Raw genomic sequence first — 16523 nt, 5'->3', positions numbered from 1 at the left:
TGACAAGCCGAAGTGATGGAATTGGCAGACGTGCTGGACTCAAAATCCAGTGGGGCTTAAACCTCGTGCGGGTTCGACTCCCGCCTTCGGCACCATCAAATTTAGCTCTATAGTTTAAACTATAGAGCTTTTTTTATTACCACATTGCCCTTATACCGTAAGTATTTCTACTCTCAGTTTGCATTTATGCTATTTTTATTCTTTATGTATTACGTTGTATATGTTTTTAGATAAAAAACACAATTCTTTTATTTATATGATATAAAAAAGAAAAACTTAGCTAATGCTAAGCAAAAATTCGCCACCCACTTATACAAGGTGGCGTACTCTTTTTGTTTAAAGATATTAAAGATAGATATTTAAAAAGCGTATTGCAATGCAATTATGATACCCCTAATTATAGGGGTATCATAGAGTTTAACGTTCACATATAAATATTCCATCATGAATTCTCCATACTACATCTGATTGACTTGCTATATCCATATCATGGGTAACAATGATTATGCAAAAATCTTGTTTATGTGCCAGTTCTAGCAATAGCAACTCTTTTATATCTATAATATAAATTCTTCATCTCAAGCTTTACCAATATACTCCCTCCCTTTATTCCCTTACCTGTAGCATTTCTAATGGCTTTTTATAAAGCACATTTTTTAAACTTGCTAAAACACCTATAATACTTGCTAACAAGTACCCAACTATGACAAAGAGATACTTCCATATTGGATATACTCCGGATTTAAAGGTTACTACACTTATTACTGCGATAGCTATTACCTCTCCAATAATTGTTAGCAATAAGCTCTCTGTAAATACGTATCGTTTTACTTCCACTTCTTTTACTCCAAGGATTCTCATGATTGCCAACTCCTCACTTCTCCTAAGGATTAATAAATAAGGTAAAACTACAGCGATTATCAATGATAACACTAAGATGATTGGATATATAATACTTAGTAATTCCATGTTTTTTTCCAATGGTCCAATAGTTTCGGTCAGTATATCATCATAAAGGACCAGTTTGTATCCAGTACTATCACCAGATGTAGTTTTAGCTATTCGATTCAATATCTCTTCCCTATTATCGTAAAGTTCTGCATTCTTCTCTTTATCAAATAATAAATCAATTTTTACATAGTTAATTCCGTTTCTTTCAATTAATCTAACTGCATCTATTGGAAAGATAAAAGTTTCATGTACACAATCACTTGGGATTAGGTGTTGTTCATAATAGGCATCATGTGTTGGGAATCCATAGCTTTCAAAAGTACCGACAATAGTTCCGTATACATCAGGATAATTTGATCCTGCATCTTTTAAGGATACTTTATGTCCTATCTCTAAGTTATAGGTATCCATAGCTTCAGTAGAGGCTAAAATTGGAATTTCATCTTGTATTGAAGTATAGGAGTTGATCTTACCAACTATACTTTGATCCTCTATCCCCGATAGTTTAATTCCGTTATCAGAGTTTAGTTCTTTATTAGATGCTAATATAGTCATCTGTATATGTTTTTCGTAATATGCTAAATCTAAATCACTTTCTCTTTTAATGGTTTCTTTAATTCCATTTCTGTCAATATTTATCTCACTATAATCATTATCCACAACTCCAAAGTAATCTTCAACTAAACCAGTTTCTAAGATTTTATTTAAAATATCTTCAGAAATATATCCTTTATATGAAAATTTTGCTTCACCAATATATTCTATCTCTCCATATACGGTTGTTTCAGATATGGTTTTATCAATGAATACCTGATTTGATTCTATTACATTGATTAACCATGTAAGAGTCCCAATCAAAAGTCCCGTTACAACTACCATTAAAATCGTAGTTACAATAGATCTAGAAATATGTTTTTTACCATACCCTTTGAGGACTGTCTTTCCTTTACTGATATTTATATTTGAATCGTCAAATGAAAGGACATCTGCCAAGTCATCGGTATGAAATTCATTATCAATTATGTCTAAATCATCTGCATCTACATCTTGAACTTTCTTTTTGTTTTTTTCTTCACTAAAGAATTCAAGCAAAGACCTAGTTTTAAGTCTAAACACCATAAATAACGATAGTATCACAAAAACGCCTATGATTGTTAGAAATATTAGAAATACAAGTTTTACACTAATTGAAGAATCTAAATTGTTTGGTAATTTTCCTAAGATTCCTTCTAATATCTTTTTAGAATTCTTTATAGCAGTTTGGTAGCCAAAATAATATGATAATCCTATTCCCATCGCAGCAAAAATATATAATGGCATCAACAGATGCCTAGAGGCAGATTTATGCGTAAAACCTAGGATTCTTTCAATGGCATAATTTTTCTTATAGATCTCTATATACATATATATAATAAATAGCATTGCAAATATCAATAAAATCCCATATAATAGAATATTTATTTTAAGATTATTTAGAACCTTATCCGCAGATATCCAAAATGTTTCAGCATTATTCTCTATGAATTGAAGTTCAAACCCAGCTTCTTTAATACTATCTCCATACTTTTCAATGAACTGCGATTGTTCAGCAGGGTTCTTTAGGACAAAGCTATAACATTGACTAAATAAATAAGGTTTTCCAGTTTCAATAAGAAAATTTTTAGTAGGAAGTTTTAGAAATTCCTTAGATACTGTACTTGTAGGTACATATATCTCTTTACCTGAATAAATTTGATTATAAACGCCTACTATTTCGTATTCTATAACATCACTTTTATGATAATTTTTCCACTCTTTTCTGTCTTTTTCAGTCACTAAGAACTCTGGGATTTCAGATTCCATATATTGAAGGGAAATTTTATCTCCTAATTTTAATTCTCGTGCTTCAAATAAATTTTTTCCAACTGCACAAACTTTATTATTGTTCTTATAATCATCATAGTTGATCCATCTTCCATCATACAAAGTATATCCCTCTAGATTTCCTTGGGTATAGGGGTGAGTTTCCATGTTTTTGGTTGCAACTATGTTAAATGCTCTGGTATTCATATCTAAAAGCTCTATATCCTCTCTCATTTTTTGCCATTTAGGATCTTCTAAATTGAACTCATCAATATTATCAATTTTCTCATATAAAGGACCTCCATCATATAATGGTTTTAACATATATGAATCCGGTCTTTCCATATGTGAAGCATCATAAGACATTGCCTCACATCTAAAAAGATAATCAGCTCCAATTTCAAGTCCATATAACTCATCAAGGACGGCATCATTTATATATGGAATTAATTTTAATATGCCGTTTGCTCTACTACTATTTTCATATTTTTGTGCTATAAGACTAAAGAATCCGTCTTCAAACATTTCTTCGCTATCCGGCATATAGATCCAATCCGGATATCCGGCAATTAGTTTTTGCACGTGGCCTTCCAAGGTCACCCCATCATATCTATCCTTGACGTAGTTTCTAGTTCGTATATTTTCAGGTCTTACTATAACGAATAGATCATAAACAAAAAGATCCATGCCTGGATATTCATCTAAAAAATCGCCTTCAAGATATTTGTTGGCTGCATTTAATAGATTATCACTGATTCCTAACGACCATATTCTACAGTCTTCATAAGCAATCATTGGATCATCTTTGAACAGTTCTCTTATCTCATACACATTGCCGTCGCTTCCATCTGATAAATCCATCTGCAGATATCCAATACTATTATATGCTCCTTTTGCAGACTCAACTTCTTTACTAACTAGGCTATATGAGGTAAAATTCATAATAAAAGCACCAGAAACTAATGAAAGTATTAGAATAAGCAAGACAAATTTGATTGGACGTCTGATGATAGATTTTAATATTGGATTTTTCACGCTAATTCACCTCCAGAAGAATAGTGGTTCATAAAACCTAATACATATAAGTCATTGTATAAAGAGGAAAACAAAAAAATGTCTAAAGAAAAACTTATACAGATGAATTTAAAACTATGATTACAGAATTAATAATGTCAGGCAAAGAAATTAAAAATATATCTCATAAATATGATCTGGATGAATCAACTATATGATTGATTTGCAATATTCTGAATATTTTGTATGGCAATATCGCAACAAGAAAACTAAAAATACATTTTATGTACAACCTTTCTTAATCAAATTGTACCATATAATGAAATAATATCAAGCTATTATTGGAAAAAATTACTGGAGAAAACGCAAAACAAATACTAGCACTTTTTATAGAAGACATTAGAATCATAAAAGATAATTATGACATTGACTTTTTTATAAAATCGCCTTATAATGATGGTGATAATAGTGCGAGCTGTTTTAGTGTCAGTCTTTCGGCACCAAAACAAGCAGGCTAGTCTTATTGACTAGCCACTTTAATTTATTCTGCTTCATTGGCTCAGATGGTAGAGCGACTGATTCGTAATCAGTAGGTCGGGGGTTCAAGTCCCCCATGAAGCTCCAAAGGAAAGTAGTAGAAATTTTCTACTACTTTATTATATTTTCTTTATCTTTTGTATGAAGATACTTATCTATGAAAAATATAATTGCCAAAGCTATGACACCTATGAGTACCTCTGAAGTAGTAGAAGAACTTATAAGCATTTTCCTTGCAACAGCATAAAGCATCACTTCCAATACACTTCCAGGTGAATGTTTTATGAGCATAAGAGCAAGTTCAAGACCTACTACTAGGAGCAAAACATAAGAAAGGAAACCTTGCAATAGCTCATAAGAACTCATTGCTTCTGTTGTGAAAACATTATATGCCAATGAGGCTAAATCTTTGCAACTTAAAATAACTGTTATTATTATAAAAGTTGCCAATACAATCTCAAGCCACATAATAATTTTTTCCATTATGTTTTCAACTTTTCTAAACTTTCTTTTATTACTTTCTTCACCCATTAGATCACTCCTTTATCATTTTCCTAAGAGCATATTTACATCCATCAATTTTTGTTGCAATTCTAACAATTTATTTTTTAGCTCATCATAATCTTCATTTAAAAACTCTGGATCTATTAGCTTATCTGTCTTATATACAAGGGCTTCAAATTGATTGTAAACATCCTGCAATTCTTTTTCTATATCTTCTTTTTGTTTTATAGGCTCTAGTACTTCGCCACTTTGACTTTTAACTATAACTTCTTTAATCTCAAAAGCATCGCCTAGGTTGGGTATTATGGTTTCAACATTCAATTCGTTCTCAATCATACTTGCTAGCATTTTCGATGATTCTTCTTCTCCATGAACTACAAATATCTTTTTAGGCTTTCTTTTAAAATTCTTGACCCAATTCATCAATACTTTCTGATCTGCATGGCCAGAAAATCCTTCAAGATCATATATTTCTGACTCTACTTTTATTTCTTCTCCCAATATTTTTACTTTTTTCTTTCCGTCTAATATTATCCTACCCAATGTACCTTCTGCTTGATAACCTACAAAAACTACACTATTTTTCTTTTGCCATAAATTATGCTTTAGATGATGACGTACTCTTCCCGCTGTACACATACCACTAGATGAAATGATTACTTTAGGAAAACTATATTGATTTAACTTCATAGACTCATCTTGACTTTTTACATAAAATAAATTTGGAAACTCAAAAGGATTGTCTCCATTCAGTATAAGTTTTTTTGCTTCTTCATTAAAACAACTGGAATTTTTCTTAAAAGCTTCCGTAGCCATAACAGCCATAGGACTATCTACATAAACAGGAATTTTCATAAATTCTTCTACATGTTTATCATATTCATAGTATTTATTTAACTCGTATATTATTTCTTGAGTTCTTCCCACGGCAAAAGAAGGTATAATTACTGTTCCTCCCCTTAACACAGTTGAATTGATGATATCTACCAATTTTTTTGCACTTTCTTTTATATCATCGTGTATTCTATTTCCATAGGTAGATTCTACTATTAAATAATCTGTCTCTTCAATATATTCAGGTTCATTTATGATAGGACGACCTGGCATTCCCAAATCACCTGAAAAAACGATTTTGGTAAAATCCTTATTTTCTCTTATCCACAATTCCACTATAGCTGATCCCAATATATGACCAGCATCTTTAAATCTCACTACAATATCATCATTTAAAGTAATTTTTTGTTCATAAAGATAAGGTTCAAAATATCTCAAGCTCAAATCTGCATCATCTACTGTATAAAGTGGTTCTATAGGTTCTTTCCCTGCTCTTCGTCTTTTCCTATTTTCCCATTCTACATCTGATTGTTGAATATTGGCACTATCTATAAGCATTATTTTACATAAATCAAATGTAGCATTTGTAGTTATGATTCTACCTTTGAATCCCTCTTTTACCAATTTGGGTATTCTTCCACTATGATCTATATGAGCATGACTTAATATCAAAAAATCTATATCTTCTGGATTGTATTGAAATTTTTCAAAATTTAGTCTTTCTAGCTGTTCACTTCCCTGAAACATACCACAATCTAATAGTATTTTATATTTATCCGTAGTTATCAATACATTAGAACCAGTAACTACTTTGGCAGCACCTAAAAATTTAATCTCCACAATATATCCCTCCAGAACAATAAACTTTACTTATATTATAATGGATTTTTTAAACAAAAAGTGTATTTTATCTATATTTTATTTAGAAAAAAACTCCAGGATAAACCTGGAGTTTTATCTGAATGCTATTCCGTCTTTTAAATATATATCTGCATCCATATTTTCAAGAACAGCTTTTCTCAAACTATTCATTTCGGATATATCACCAAACAATATAGCTCCTGTAATTTTTCCATCTGTTGTAAACAATTTATGATGTATTTCGCTTCCTTCTTTATATTCATAGACCTTGTCAAAATTATTCACATCTCCTGCTGAAAACAATGAAATATCTCCTATTTGAAGATTTGTATATGGTTTTGGTGATGTGTATTCTTTTGTACCCCCTGTCATGTTTTCTCCTGCAATTTTACCTTGTTCATTTCCAGCACTCCAAAGTCCAAGTACTACTCCTTCTACTTCTGCCACATCACCAGCTGCATAGATATTGTCAATATTGGTCCTTAAATATTTATCTACTTTGACTCCTCTATCATGTTCAATTTTAGTATCTCTAACTAAATCAAGATTAGAACGAACTCCAGAGGATACCAAAACTGCATCTGTAGATACTATTCTTTCTCCATTCAATTTGATACCATTTGCTTTGTCTTCCCCCAATATTTCCTCTGCTTGAGAATTTAAATATAAATTAAATCCAGCTTCTCTCAACTTATTTTCAAGTTTTCTAGATATTTCTTCATCTAATTGTTTATTTAATAAATAAGGTGAAGATTGAATGATGTTTACTTTTTTGTTGAGTTTCTTAACTGAATAGGCGGCTTCCAGTCCCAATAACCCACCACCTATAATAGTAATAGTTTGGCAATTTGAAAAATAGTCTTGAATGTATCTTAAATCTTTAAGGGTTCTAAGTGCAAGAACTCCATTTTTATATTTTCCAGCTATTGGTGGTATAAAGGGCCTGCTCCCCATAGCTAATAACAATTTATTGTACTGAATTTCACTTCCATCATCTATTTTTATCTTATTTCCTTCTGTATCAATTTCTTCAACTATTTTATTCACTATAACATTTATATTTTTATCTTTGTACCATTTTTCTTTATTCACCAAAAGTTCTTCATCTTGAAAATCCTTGCTTAAGTATTCTGTAAGTTTAACCCTATAATAAGTAAGATAGGGTTCACTGGAAACCATAGTTATGGAACCGGTTTCATCATTTTTCCTTATCTCTCTTGCAGCAGCTAAACCTGCAATTCCATTCCCAATAATAAGATATTCACACTTATCCATCGTAAAACCTCCTAAAATAATATAATACTAGTATTTTATTACCCTTAATTTTTATTACCCTTAATTTTCTGCATTACACAAAATACTCTTGCATGTATTCATATGCAAGAGTATTTTGTGTTATTGAGCAAGAATTTCTGTCCAAATTCTAGAATATTCTTTTGTAAACTCACCAAGATCATTAAATATTTCACAGTTCTTTAAACTCTCAGCCTTAGGGTATGCTACATCATTGTTTTTCATTTCTTCAGAAAGCAATTTAAATGTTTCTTTATTGGGAGTTGAATATCCAATGTATTCAGTATTTTTTAATGCAATATCTGGTCTACACATGAAATTTATAAAAAGTTCTGCTTCTTTTTTGTGCTTGCTAGTACTTGGTATAACCATATTATCAAACCACAGATTTGAACCTTCTTTAGGAACTACATAATCCAAATTTTCATTTTCACCCATCATATATACTGCATCTCCAGACCAAACTACTCCAATATCTGCTTCTTCACCTATCATCAAATCCTTTACTTCATCCCCAACATAAGCATATACAAGTGGTTTTTGCTTTATAAGTTCCTCTTTCGCTTTTTCTAACTCATCTTTATCTGTTGAATTCATAGAATATCCCAATCTCTTTAGCGAAATAGCAATAGAATCTCTTTGGCTATTTAACATTAAAATCTGGCCACTGTATTTTTCATTCCAAAGAGCATCCCAACTATCTATTTTATCAGTAACTGCATTTTTATTGTATATAATCCCCAATGTTCCCCACATATAAGGAACTGAGTATTCATTATCTGGATCAAAATCTAAATTCTTAAATTTTTCATCTATGTTTTTATAGTTAGGAATGTTGTTCATATCTAATTTAAGTAGCATATCTTCTTTTATCATTTTCTCAATGATATAATCAGAAGGAAACAATACATCGTAGCTATTGCCACCAGATTTAACTTTTACATACATATCTTCATTGGTATCAAAAGTACTATAATTTACCTTTATACCGTATTCTTTTTCAAATTCCTCAATAACTTCTGGAGCTATATAATCTCCCCAATTGTAAACATTCAATGTATCCGTATCTTTCTTGCACCCTGTAAAAACAGTTCCAATGATTGCAATTAATAATATTAATAAAACATATTTTATACTTCTTTTCATGCAATATCACCTCTTTTTTCCAAGTCTTTTGTAGTTCTTTTGTTTATAATTAAAAGCAAAACAAGTACTGTCAAAAACATAAGGGACGACAACGCATTGATTTCAGGTTTGATTCCTCTTCTAGCCATAGAATATACTGTTATGCTTAAATTTGTAACCCCAGAACCTGTGTTGAAAAAACTTATTACAAAATCATCAATAGATAATGTAAAAGCCATAAGAGCTCCTGTGACTATTCCAGGCATTATTTCAGGAATAATAACTTTCCTCAATGCATAAAAAGGAGTTGCACCTAAATCCATTGCAGCTTCTGCAAGATGTCTATTTAGCTGCTTCAATTTAGGAAGTACTGATAGTATGACATAAGGTATACAAAATGTAATATGAGATAGTAGCATTGATAAAAATCCCAATTGTATATTCATAAATCTATATAAAGTCATAAGTGACACAGCCGTAACTATATCTGGATTTAGCACTGGCAAGTAGTTTATATTTAAAGCTACCTTTTTACTTAAATAATTCATATTATATATACCTATAGCTGCAAAAGTTCCTATTATAGTTGAAATAATTGCTGAAAGCACAGCTATGATTATAGTATAATATAGTGCTTTCATTATTTCCTCATTTTTGAAAAGTTCTATATACCATTTCAATGTAAAACCATTCCAAGAACCTCTAGACTTCGAATTGTTAAAGGAAAATACAATCAATACTACAATGGGAGCATATAAAAATATGAATATAAGTATAGTATAAATTTTTTTCAAAAATTTACTCACCACAAGCCCCCTCCTTCTTTTTCTTTGTCAAATTTTGATGTAATAGCCATACCTATTAAAATAAAGGCCATCATAATTATTGATATGGCAGAACCAAAATGCCAATCTCCTGTCCACAAGAATTGTTGTTCAATTAAGTTGCCAATAAGCATATATTGGCCTCCACCTAAGAGTCTAGATATGACAAATGTACTTAGTGCTGGCATAAACACCATAGTAAATCCTGAAACAACTCCAGGTAAGCTTAGTGGAAATATAATCTTTAAAAACACTTTTACCTTGTTGGCCCCCAAATCTTCTGCAGCCTCTATTAGACTTCTATCCATTTTTATGAGTACAGAATATATGGGAAGTACCATAAAGGGCAAAAAATTATACACCATTCCAAGAAGTACAGCATTGTCATTGTAAATAAAATTTAATGGTGTAAATCCCAATTTTTTAATAAGAAAATTTAAAACTCCATTTTTCCCAAGCAAAGTCATCCAAGCATAAGTTCTCAACAAAAAATTCATCCACATTGGAACTACAAATAAAAGAATCATGACATTTCGTTTTTTGATATTTTCTCTTGAAATAATCATAGCCATAGGATATCCCAACAATAGGCATATTATAGTAGACTTTAATGCCAAATTTACAGACTTTCCCAATACTTTTAAGTAAAGTGGATCAAAAAATCTTTGAAAGTTTTCAATAGAAAATTGAAAATCTCCATTTAAACGAATATCTCCTGTAGTAAAGCTAAAAATAAATACCAATATTAAAGGTACTATTATAAATAATATCATCCAAAAAATATAAGGATAAGAAAGCCATTTTAACTGTTTCAATTTTCTATCACCTTCTTCATAATGTGTATATTGTCAGGAATAACTGTCAAACCAATTTCTGTATCTACTGGCTTCATAATAGTACTATGAACTTTCCACTGAAACTCTTTACTTTCTACAAGCATTTCATAATGAACACCTTTAAATGTTATAGATGTAACTCTTCCTTTAATCATCCCATCTTTTGCATCTACTATGTTTAAATCTTCAGGTCTTATGACTACTTGAACTTCTTCATCTCTTTCAAATCCACTATCTACGCAATCAAATACCTTTCCTGCAAATTCAACTACATAGTCCTCATGCATTATTCCATCAATGATATTACTTTCACCAATAAACCTAGCTACAAAAGCATTTTTAGGCTCATTGTATATATCAACTGGTGTGCCTATTTGCTGTATTTCCCCTTTATCCATAACAACTATTGTATCTGACATGGTTAAAGCTTCCTCTTGATCGTGTGTTACATATATAAAAGTAATTCCTACTCTTTTTTGCATATTCTTGAGTTCTAATTGCATTTCTTTTCTAAGCTTTAAATCCAATGCCCCAAGCGGCTCATCTAGTAGTAACACTTTTGGTTCATTTACAAGTGCTCTTGCTATGGCAACTCTTTGTTGTTGTCCCCCACTTAAAGATTCTATAGACCTATTTTCAAATCCTTCAAGGTTAACCATTTTAAGCATATTTATTACTTTATTTTTTATTTCATCTTTAGGCAATTTTTTTATTTTCAAACCAAAAGCTACATTTTCAAATACATTCATATGAGGAAAAAGTGCATATTTCTGAAAAACAGTATTTATTTGTCTTTCGTAGGGAGGCACATTTATGATGTCTTTTCCTTCAAATATCAATTCTCCACTTGTAGGTCGTTCAAAACCACCAATAATTCGTAGCGTAGTAGTTTTGCCACATCCACTAGGACCAAGCAATGTCAAAAATTCATTTTTTCTGATATAAAAATTTATATTCTTCAAAACTTCCACGCCATCGTATTCTTTATAAATATTTTTTAAGTCAATTATTAAATTTTTCTCCAATGATGATCCCCCCATAAAAATATTCTTTAAAAATTTGGTGGTGTACTCACCCAAATAATTCTAGCTACAGATTTCCCTGCATTTCTTATATAGTGATTTGCATTTGCTTTAAAATAAAAACTTTCACCTTTTCTTGCTTTATATTCTTCATTTCCAATATGAACAAATATACTGCCAGATATTACATATCCAAATTCTTCTCCTTCATGTGGAGAATCTTCTTTAGATCTTCCTTCTGGCTCCAATTCAAGAAGTATTGGTTCCATTAAATTCTTCTGTGCATTGGGAATTATCCATTTTAAATTGTATTTATACTCCTCATTTTCTGTTTCAAAAGCATCTTCTTTTGTAAAAACTACTTTTTCTTCTTCTATATCATTGAAAAAATCTTTTAAATTAGTTCCAAGTCCCTCGAGAATATCTACTAGTGTAGCTATAGAAGGAGAAGTTAAATCCCTTTCAACCTGTGAAATAAATCCTTTAGTCAATTCACATCTCTCAGCTAGCTCTTCTTGAGTAAGGGAATTTCTGATCCTTAATTGCTTAATTTTTTCACCAATTTTCACGGATATCCTCCTAACAGTGCTTATCATATATTAAACTATTTGTTTATAATTACTAAACATCCCAATCGACTAATCTATTATAATCAAAATTATAGTTAAAAGTCAATATCTTTTTTTGTTTTTTTCAACCTATTCTATCCCTTTTAATTACAAGCTTAAAGAACATAAGATATTTTCTCTTGTTTAATATATAAATCTTTTTACTTAATAAAAAAAACTAGTTTCTCAACTAGTTTTTTTGCGATTTATAAATATTACAATCAAAAGTATTGACAATGCTGTTAAAACAATAGTTCCTCCCGGAGCTAAATCAAAATAAAAAGAAAGTATAAGCCCCACAAATACTGATAGTATTCCAAACAAATTAGAATATAGAAGAGCTTGTTTAAAGCTTTTTGATATTATCAAACTTGTGGCTACAGGCAAAATCATAAGAGAAGAAATGAGTAAAACTCCCACTATTCTCATAGATATGCCAATAGTTAATGCTACAAGTATAGCAAAATATATATTTATAAACTTTACAGGTACTCCAGCTAGCTTTGCACTTTCTTCATCGAAAGATACATAAAACAGCCCCTTATAAAGAGTCAGTATAGAAATTATTATAAATGCTCCAAGTATAGATACAACCAATATGTCCTTTTCAGTAACCAATGCTAAACTCCCAAAGAGATAAGCAAATATACCTGAAGTATTCCCAAAGCTTATGAGTATTGATGCAAGCCCAATACCTGCTGACAGCACTATAGAAAGAGAAAGCTCTTCATATTCTGAATATTCGTTTCTTAACTTTTCAATTCCTAAAGCTCCAGCAATAGAAAATATAATTGCTCCATATACAGGATAGATACCCATAAGCATTCCAAAAGCTGCCCCAGCCAAAGCTACATGAGACAGTGCATCTCCTATGACAGAGGCTCGCCTTAAAACGAGAAATAGCCCAATAGTAGGGGCTATAATTGCAATGATTGTTCCCATTATAAACGATCTTTGCATAAAACTATAAGAAAATATATCCATCATATTCATCACCCTAATGATCATGGTCTAATATATCCATATTTTTGCCATAAATTTCACCCATTACGTGCGAAAGTTCAACATTTTTTGAATCGTGAACATAGAACTTTCCATTTCCCAAACATAATATCTTGTTAACTTTTTTCGAAATCACACCTATGTCGTGAGAAACCATAACTAATGTAATATTGTATTTCATATTAAGTTTTTCCATCAAATCATAAAATCTGTTTTGAGATTCAATATCTACGCCTACAAGAGGCTCATCCATAAATAGTATTTCTGGATTGCTCACAAGAGCTCTAGCTATAAATATCCTTTGTTTTTGACCACCTGAAAGATTACCTATGAGTCTATCGCTATAATCCTCCATTTCCACTACTTCTAACGCCTTGTGTACATTTTCATATATCTTTTTGTTTCCTATTTTGAAAAATCCCATTTTCTTATACAAATTAGCTCCAACAATTTCTTCTACAGTAGCAGGAAACTTTGTATTAAATTCTCTTACATTTTGAGATATATATCCAATTCTGTGGAAATCTTTGAATTTATCTATATCAGTACTAAATAGTTTTATGTTTCCTTTTTCTAGCTTTAAAATTCCTATCATTAATTTCATGAGAGTACTTTTAGCAGAACCATTTGGACCTATAATTCCAACAAAATCACCTTTTTCAATATCGAAATTCACATTTTCCAACACTTTATTTTTCCCATAACTAAAATACAAATTTTCTACACTTACAATTTTTTCTCCCATTTTAATCCACCAATGCCTTTTTTAAATTGAGTAGATTTTGTTCCATGATAGAAATATAATCTTCACCACTTTTTTGTTCTTCTTCTGTAAGTCCTTCAACTGGATTTAAAATCAAAACTTCTAAATTAGCTTCTTCAGCTATAATATTTGCAGTTTTAGGACTAGCTAAAGTTTCTAAGAAAATGTATTTCATGTTCTCAGCTTTAGCCATATCTATAAGCTCTGCCATAGCTCCAGGACTAGGTTCTTCTTCAGGACTTATACCAGTAACAGCAATTTGTTTAAATCCATATTCATTGGCTAAATAAGAAAAAGCAGCATGAGAAACCAATATAGCATCTCTTTTCTTATCTTTTAAAATAGTTTCATAATTTTTATCTAGCTCCATTAATTTTTTAGACAATTCCTTATAATTGCTTTCATAGAAATCAGCGTTTTTAGCATCCTTTTTTATAAATACTTCTTTTATTTCGTAAGCTATCTTAGCCATATTTTTAGGATTCAACCAAATATGAGGATCTTCTATCCCATCTGTTTTAATAACATCTACATACTTGCTACTCTCTATTATTTTTATATCTTGTGTATTTATTGATTTTAGCAATTTATCTTTCCAGTGTTCCATATTGGCACCGTTTAAGATAAGTACATCTGCTGATTGTATTTCTTTTATCTGTTTTATAGTCAATTCAAAATCATGAGGTTCCACTCCATTGGGAACTATAGAGCTTAAGTTTATTTTATCTTTCCCAATTTCTTTGGCTAAATAATATTGAGGATAAAAACTTGCAGATACTACCAACTTCTCACTATCACCAATATTTAAATCTTTGTTAGAACAAGCTGTTAGAAAACTTAAAACTATTAACGATATGATAAGAATAGTTTTTTTCATTTGCATATCATCACTCCCGTAGACTCCACTATATTTTCCATTGTAAAATAGACATTGATATAATTATAGCCAAGATAATAATAGCTAAACCCTCATTCAGCCAAAGTAAATCATACCCATCAGAATAATTATATTATTTTAAGAGCTCCAGTGCAAGAAAAGATAATAGTATTATTCATCATTAAATAAAAATAAGCTGGAATACACCAGCTTATTTTTATTTAATTTTTCATTATAAATTAAGCCTCTTGTTCAGCTTCTTTTGCTTTTTTGGCTTGAGATTCATTCCATAACCTATCTGCTACTTTTGCCCATTCTTTTGATATTTCCTCAGTTTTAGCAGTTAAATCTTCTACTTCTTCTCTATCCATAGGTTGAGTTGAATAAGCACCTGATTTTTTAACCATACTTCTCAATTTTTCAGGATTGTCTAGCAATGGACATGGTCTCAAGTGATTTTCGTTAAATGGTTGATTTTCTTTATATTGCATAAACAATGGTGATTGAAGTGCTTCAACCAAACTTACATCTTTTATATTTAAATTAGAATAGTGGATAAATGCACAAGGTTCAACATCTCCATTAGCATTTATATGGAAATAGTTTCTTCCTCCAGCAATACAACCATTTACATATTCTCCGTCATTCCAGAAATCTAATATAAATATTGGTTTTTCTTTTCTCATCTTTCTAACTTGGTGATACATATATTCACGTTGTTCTGGTGTAGCTAATAAATCAGTTACAGCATCTTTTCCTATTGGAATATAAGTAAAATACCAGCCAAACATACATCCCTTATCTATCAATAAATCTAAGTACTCTTCTGAACCTACTACATCCACATTGTATTTGTGGTAACATGTGGAAAATCCAAATACTACTCCTTCTTTCTTAAGTAAATCCATAGCATGCATTACTTTGTCAAAAGTACCTTTTCCTCTTCTCATATCTGTAGTATCTTCAAAACCTTCAACGCTTATTGCAAGTCCGAAATTTCCCAATTCGCCTAGTTTTTTAGCGAATTCTTCATCTACCAATGTTGCATTTGTAAATGAAAGGAAAGAACAGTCACTATGAGTTTCAGCAAGTTTAACTAAATCATTTTTTCTAACTAGAGGTTCTCCACCAGAGAATATATACATATATATTCCAAGTTCTTTTCCTTCTCTAATTATTCTATCCAATGTATCATAGCTTAGAGAATCTGTTTTTTCATATTCAGCAGCCCAGCAACCTGTACATTTTAAATTACATGCACTAGTTGGGTCCATAAGTATTGCCCATGGAACATTGCAATTGTATTTTTTCTTCGCCTTATCTTGCATAGGAATCCCAATTATACCCGAATTCACCATATAGTTTATTAAGAATTTCTTTCTTGTATTTGGTGACAATTCGTCAAAATATCTTTCCATAAGTTTATACCAGTTGCTTTCAGGATTAGCTACGATTTCTCTGAAATTTTCTAGATATCTTTTATGGTTTTCCTTTGTGATGATTTTTTCTGCCCAATCTAACAATTTAGGCATATTCTCCATTGGATCTTTCTCAATATACTTTAACCCTTCATTCATCAAAGCAGTGCTCAAAACTTGTTTTACACTTGCCATGAAAATTCCCCCTTCAT

At 30.8% G+C, this 16523-nt stretch carries 14 protein-coding genes and 2 tRNA genes; 2 read left to right on the top strand and 14 right to left on the bottom strand.

Annotation, left to right across the window (positions count from 1 at the left end; genetic code table 11):
- The first annotated feature begins 6 nt into the window (after positions 1-6).
- A tRNA-Leu gene (locus ACFWUA_RS08905) sits at positions 7-95 on the top strand.
- Between the two features lie 322 nt (positions 96-417).
- On the opposite strand, the gene ACFWUA_RS08900 is transcribed toward ACFWUA_RS08905, so the two are convergent.
- Together ACFWUA_RS08900 and ACFWUA_RS08895 are read right to left on the bottom strand one after the other, a co-directional pair.
- Positions 418-540 (bottom strand): hypothetical protein, encoded by a 123-nt coding sequence (locus tag ACFWUA_RS08900; RefSeq protein WP_416197669.1) that lies wholly within the window; start codon positions 538-540, stop codon positions 418-420.
- Between the two features lie 66 nt (positions 541-606).
- Positions 607-3828 carry an FtsX-like permease family protein gene (locus ACFWUA_RS08895; RefSeq protein ID WP_416197668.1) on the bottom strand — a complete coding sequence of 1074 codons (3222 nt, stop codon included), beginning with the start codon at positions 3826-3828 and terminating at the stop codon, positions 607-609.
- 527 nt (positions 3829-4355) lie between these two features.
- Between ACFWUA_RS08895 and ACFWUA_RS08890 the strand changes: the two genes are divergently transcribed.
- Positions 4356-4431: transfer RNA gene (locus ACFWUA_RS08890), tRNA-Thr, on the top strand.
- Positions 4432-4455: 24 nt separating this feature from the next.
- On the opposite strand, the gene ACFWUA_RS08885 is transcribed toward ACFWUA_RS08890, so the two are convergent.
- The 12 genes from ACFWUA_RS08885 to ACFWUA_RS08830 form a co-directional block, all read right to left on the bottom strand.
- Entirely contained in the window at positions 4456-4875 is a 420-nt protein-coding gene (locus ACFWUA_RS08885) for a hypothetical protein (protein ID WP_416197667.1), read from the bottom strand.
- Between the two features lie 15 nt (positions 4876-4890).
- Positions 4891-6522, bottom strand: a complete 1632-nt coding sequence (locus tag ACFWUA_RS08880; protein WP_416197666.1) for an MBL fold metallo-hydrolase RNA specificity domain-containing protein — start codon at positions 6520-6522, stop codon at positions 4891-4893.
- 114 nt (positions 6523-6636) lie between these two features.
- Positions 6637-7818, bottom strand: a complete 1182-nt coding sequence (locus ACFWUA_RS08875) for an NAD(P)/FAD-dependent oxidoreductase (RefSeq protein WP_416197665.1) — start codon at positions 7816-7818, stop codon at positions 6637-6639.
- Positions 7819-7938: 120 nt separating this feature from the next.
- Positions 7939-8982 carry an ABC transporter substrate-binding protein gene (locus tag ACFWUA_RS08870; protein WP_416197664.1) on the bottom strand — a complete coding sequence of 348 codons (1044 nt, stop codon included), beginning with the start codon at positions 8980-8982 and terminating at the stop codon, positions 7939-7941.
- Positions 8979-9767 (bottom strand): ABC transporter permease, encoded by a 789-nt coding sequence (locus ACFWUA_RS08865; RefSeq protein ID WP_416197663.1) that lies wholly within the window; start codon positions 9765-9767, stop codon positions 8979-8981. Before ACFWUA_RS08865 ends, ACFWUA_RS08870 begins: the two co-directional genes overlap by 4 nt.
- Positions 9764-10558, bottom strand: coding sequence for an ABC transporter permease (locus ACFWUA_RS08860; RefSeq protein WP_416199193.1), 795 nt, complete (start codon positions 10556-10558; stop codon positions 9764-9766). Before ACFWUA_RS08860 ends, ACFWUA_RS08865 begins: the two co-directional genes overlap by 4 nt.
- A gap of 38 nt (positions 10559-10596) precedes the next feature.
- The gene (gene potA, locus ACFWUA_RS08855) at positions 10597-11646 is read right to left on the bottom strand and encodes a spermidine/putrescine ABC transporter ATP-binding protein (protein WP_416197662.1); all 1050 of its coding nucleotides are present in this window, start codon (positions 11644-11646) and stop codon (positions 10597-10599) included.
- Positions 11647-11672: 26 nt separating this feature from the next.
- Positions 11673-12212, bottom strand: coding sequence for a helix-turn-helix domain-containing protein (locus tag ACFWUA_RS08850; protein WP_416197661.1), 540 nt, complete (start codon positions 12210-12212; stop codon positions 11673-11675).
- A gap of 225 nt (positions 12213-12437) precedes the next feature.
- Positions 12438-13238, bottom strand: a complete 801-nt coding sequence (locus ACFWUA_RS08845; protein WP_416197660.1) for a metal ABC transporter permease — start codon at positions 13236-13238, stop codon at positions 12438-12440.
- Positions 13239-13248: 10 nt separating this feature from the next.
- Complete coding sequence (locus ACFWUA_RS08840) at positions 13249-13998, bottom strand: metal ABC transporter ATP-binding protein (protein ID WP_416197659.1); 750 nt, start codon at positions 13996-13998, stop codon at positions 13249-13251.
- Between the two features lies 1 nt (position 13999).
- Positions 14000-14899: a metal ABC transporter substrate-binding protein gene (locus ACFWUA_RS08835; RefSeq protein WP_416197658.1), complete on the bottom strand. Its 900-nt coding sequence runs from the start codon at positions 14897-14899 to the stop codon at positions 14000-14002.
- Between the two features lie 233 nt (positions 14900-15132).
- On the bottom strand, positions 15133-16506 hold the full coding sequence (locus tag ACFWUA_RS08830) for a radical SAM protein (protein ID WP_416197657.1): 1374 nt from the start codon (positions 16504-16506) through the stop codon (positions 15133-15135).
- Positions 16507-16523: the final 17 nt, after the last annotated feature.

This window comes from Sporanaerobacter sp. (assembly GCF_047830725.1).
GTDB lineage: Bacteria > Bacillota > Clostridia > Tissierellales > Sporanaerobacteraceae > Sporanaerobacter.
The sequence above is the reverse complement of the archived record's forward strand: the minus strand, read 5'-3'. Positions and strand labels throughout refer to the sequence as shown.

Bases quoted from the DNA above. Each gene is read 5' to 3' on its own strand.
- ACFWUA_RS08870 (WP_416197664.1), bottom strand. From the start codon at position 8,982: ATGAAAAGAAGTATAAAATATGTTTTATTAATATTATTAATTGCAATC.
- ACFWUA_RS08885 (WP_416197667.1), bottom strand. From the start codon at position 4,875: ATGGGTGAAGAAAGTAATAAAAGAAAGTTTAGAAAAGTTGAAAACATA.
- ACFWUA_RS08845 (WP_416197660.1), bottom strand. From the start codon at position 13,238: ATGATGGATATATTTTCTTATAGTTTTATGCAAAGATCGTTTATAATG.
- ACFWUA_RS08860 (WP_416199193.1), bottom strand. From the start codon at position 10,558: ATGATATTATTTATAATAGTACCTTTAATATTGGTATTTATTTTTAGC.
- ACFWUA_RS08830 (WP_416197657.1), bottom strand. From the start codon at position 16,506: ATGGCAAGTGTAAAACAAGTTTTGAGCACTGCTTTGATGAATGAAGGG.
- ACFWUA_RS08875 (WP_416197665.1), bottom strand. From the start codon at position 7,818: ATGGATAAGTGTGAATATCTTATTATTGGGAATGGAATTGCAGGTTTA.
- ACFWUA_RS08835 (WP_416197658.1), bottom strand. From the start codon at position 14,899: ATGCAAATGAAAAAAACTATTCTTATCATATCGTTAATAGTTTTAAGT.
- ACFWUA_RS08840 (WP_416197659.1), bottom strand. From the start codon at position 13,998: ATGGGAGAAAAAATTGTAAGTGTAGAAAATTTGTATTTTAGTTATGGG.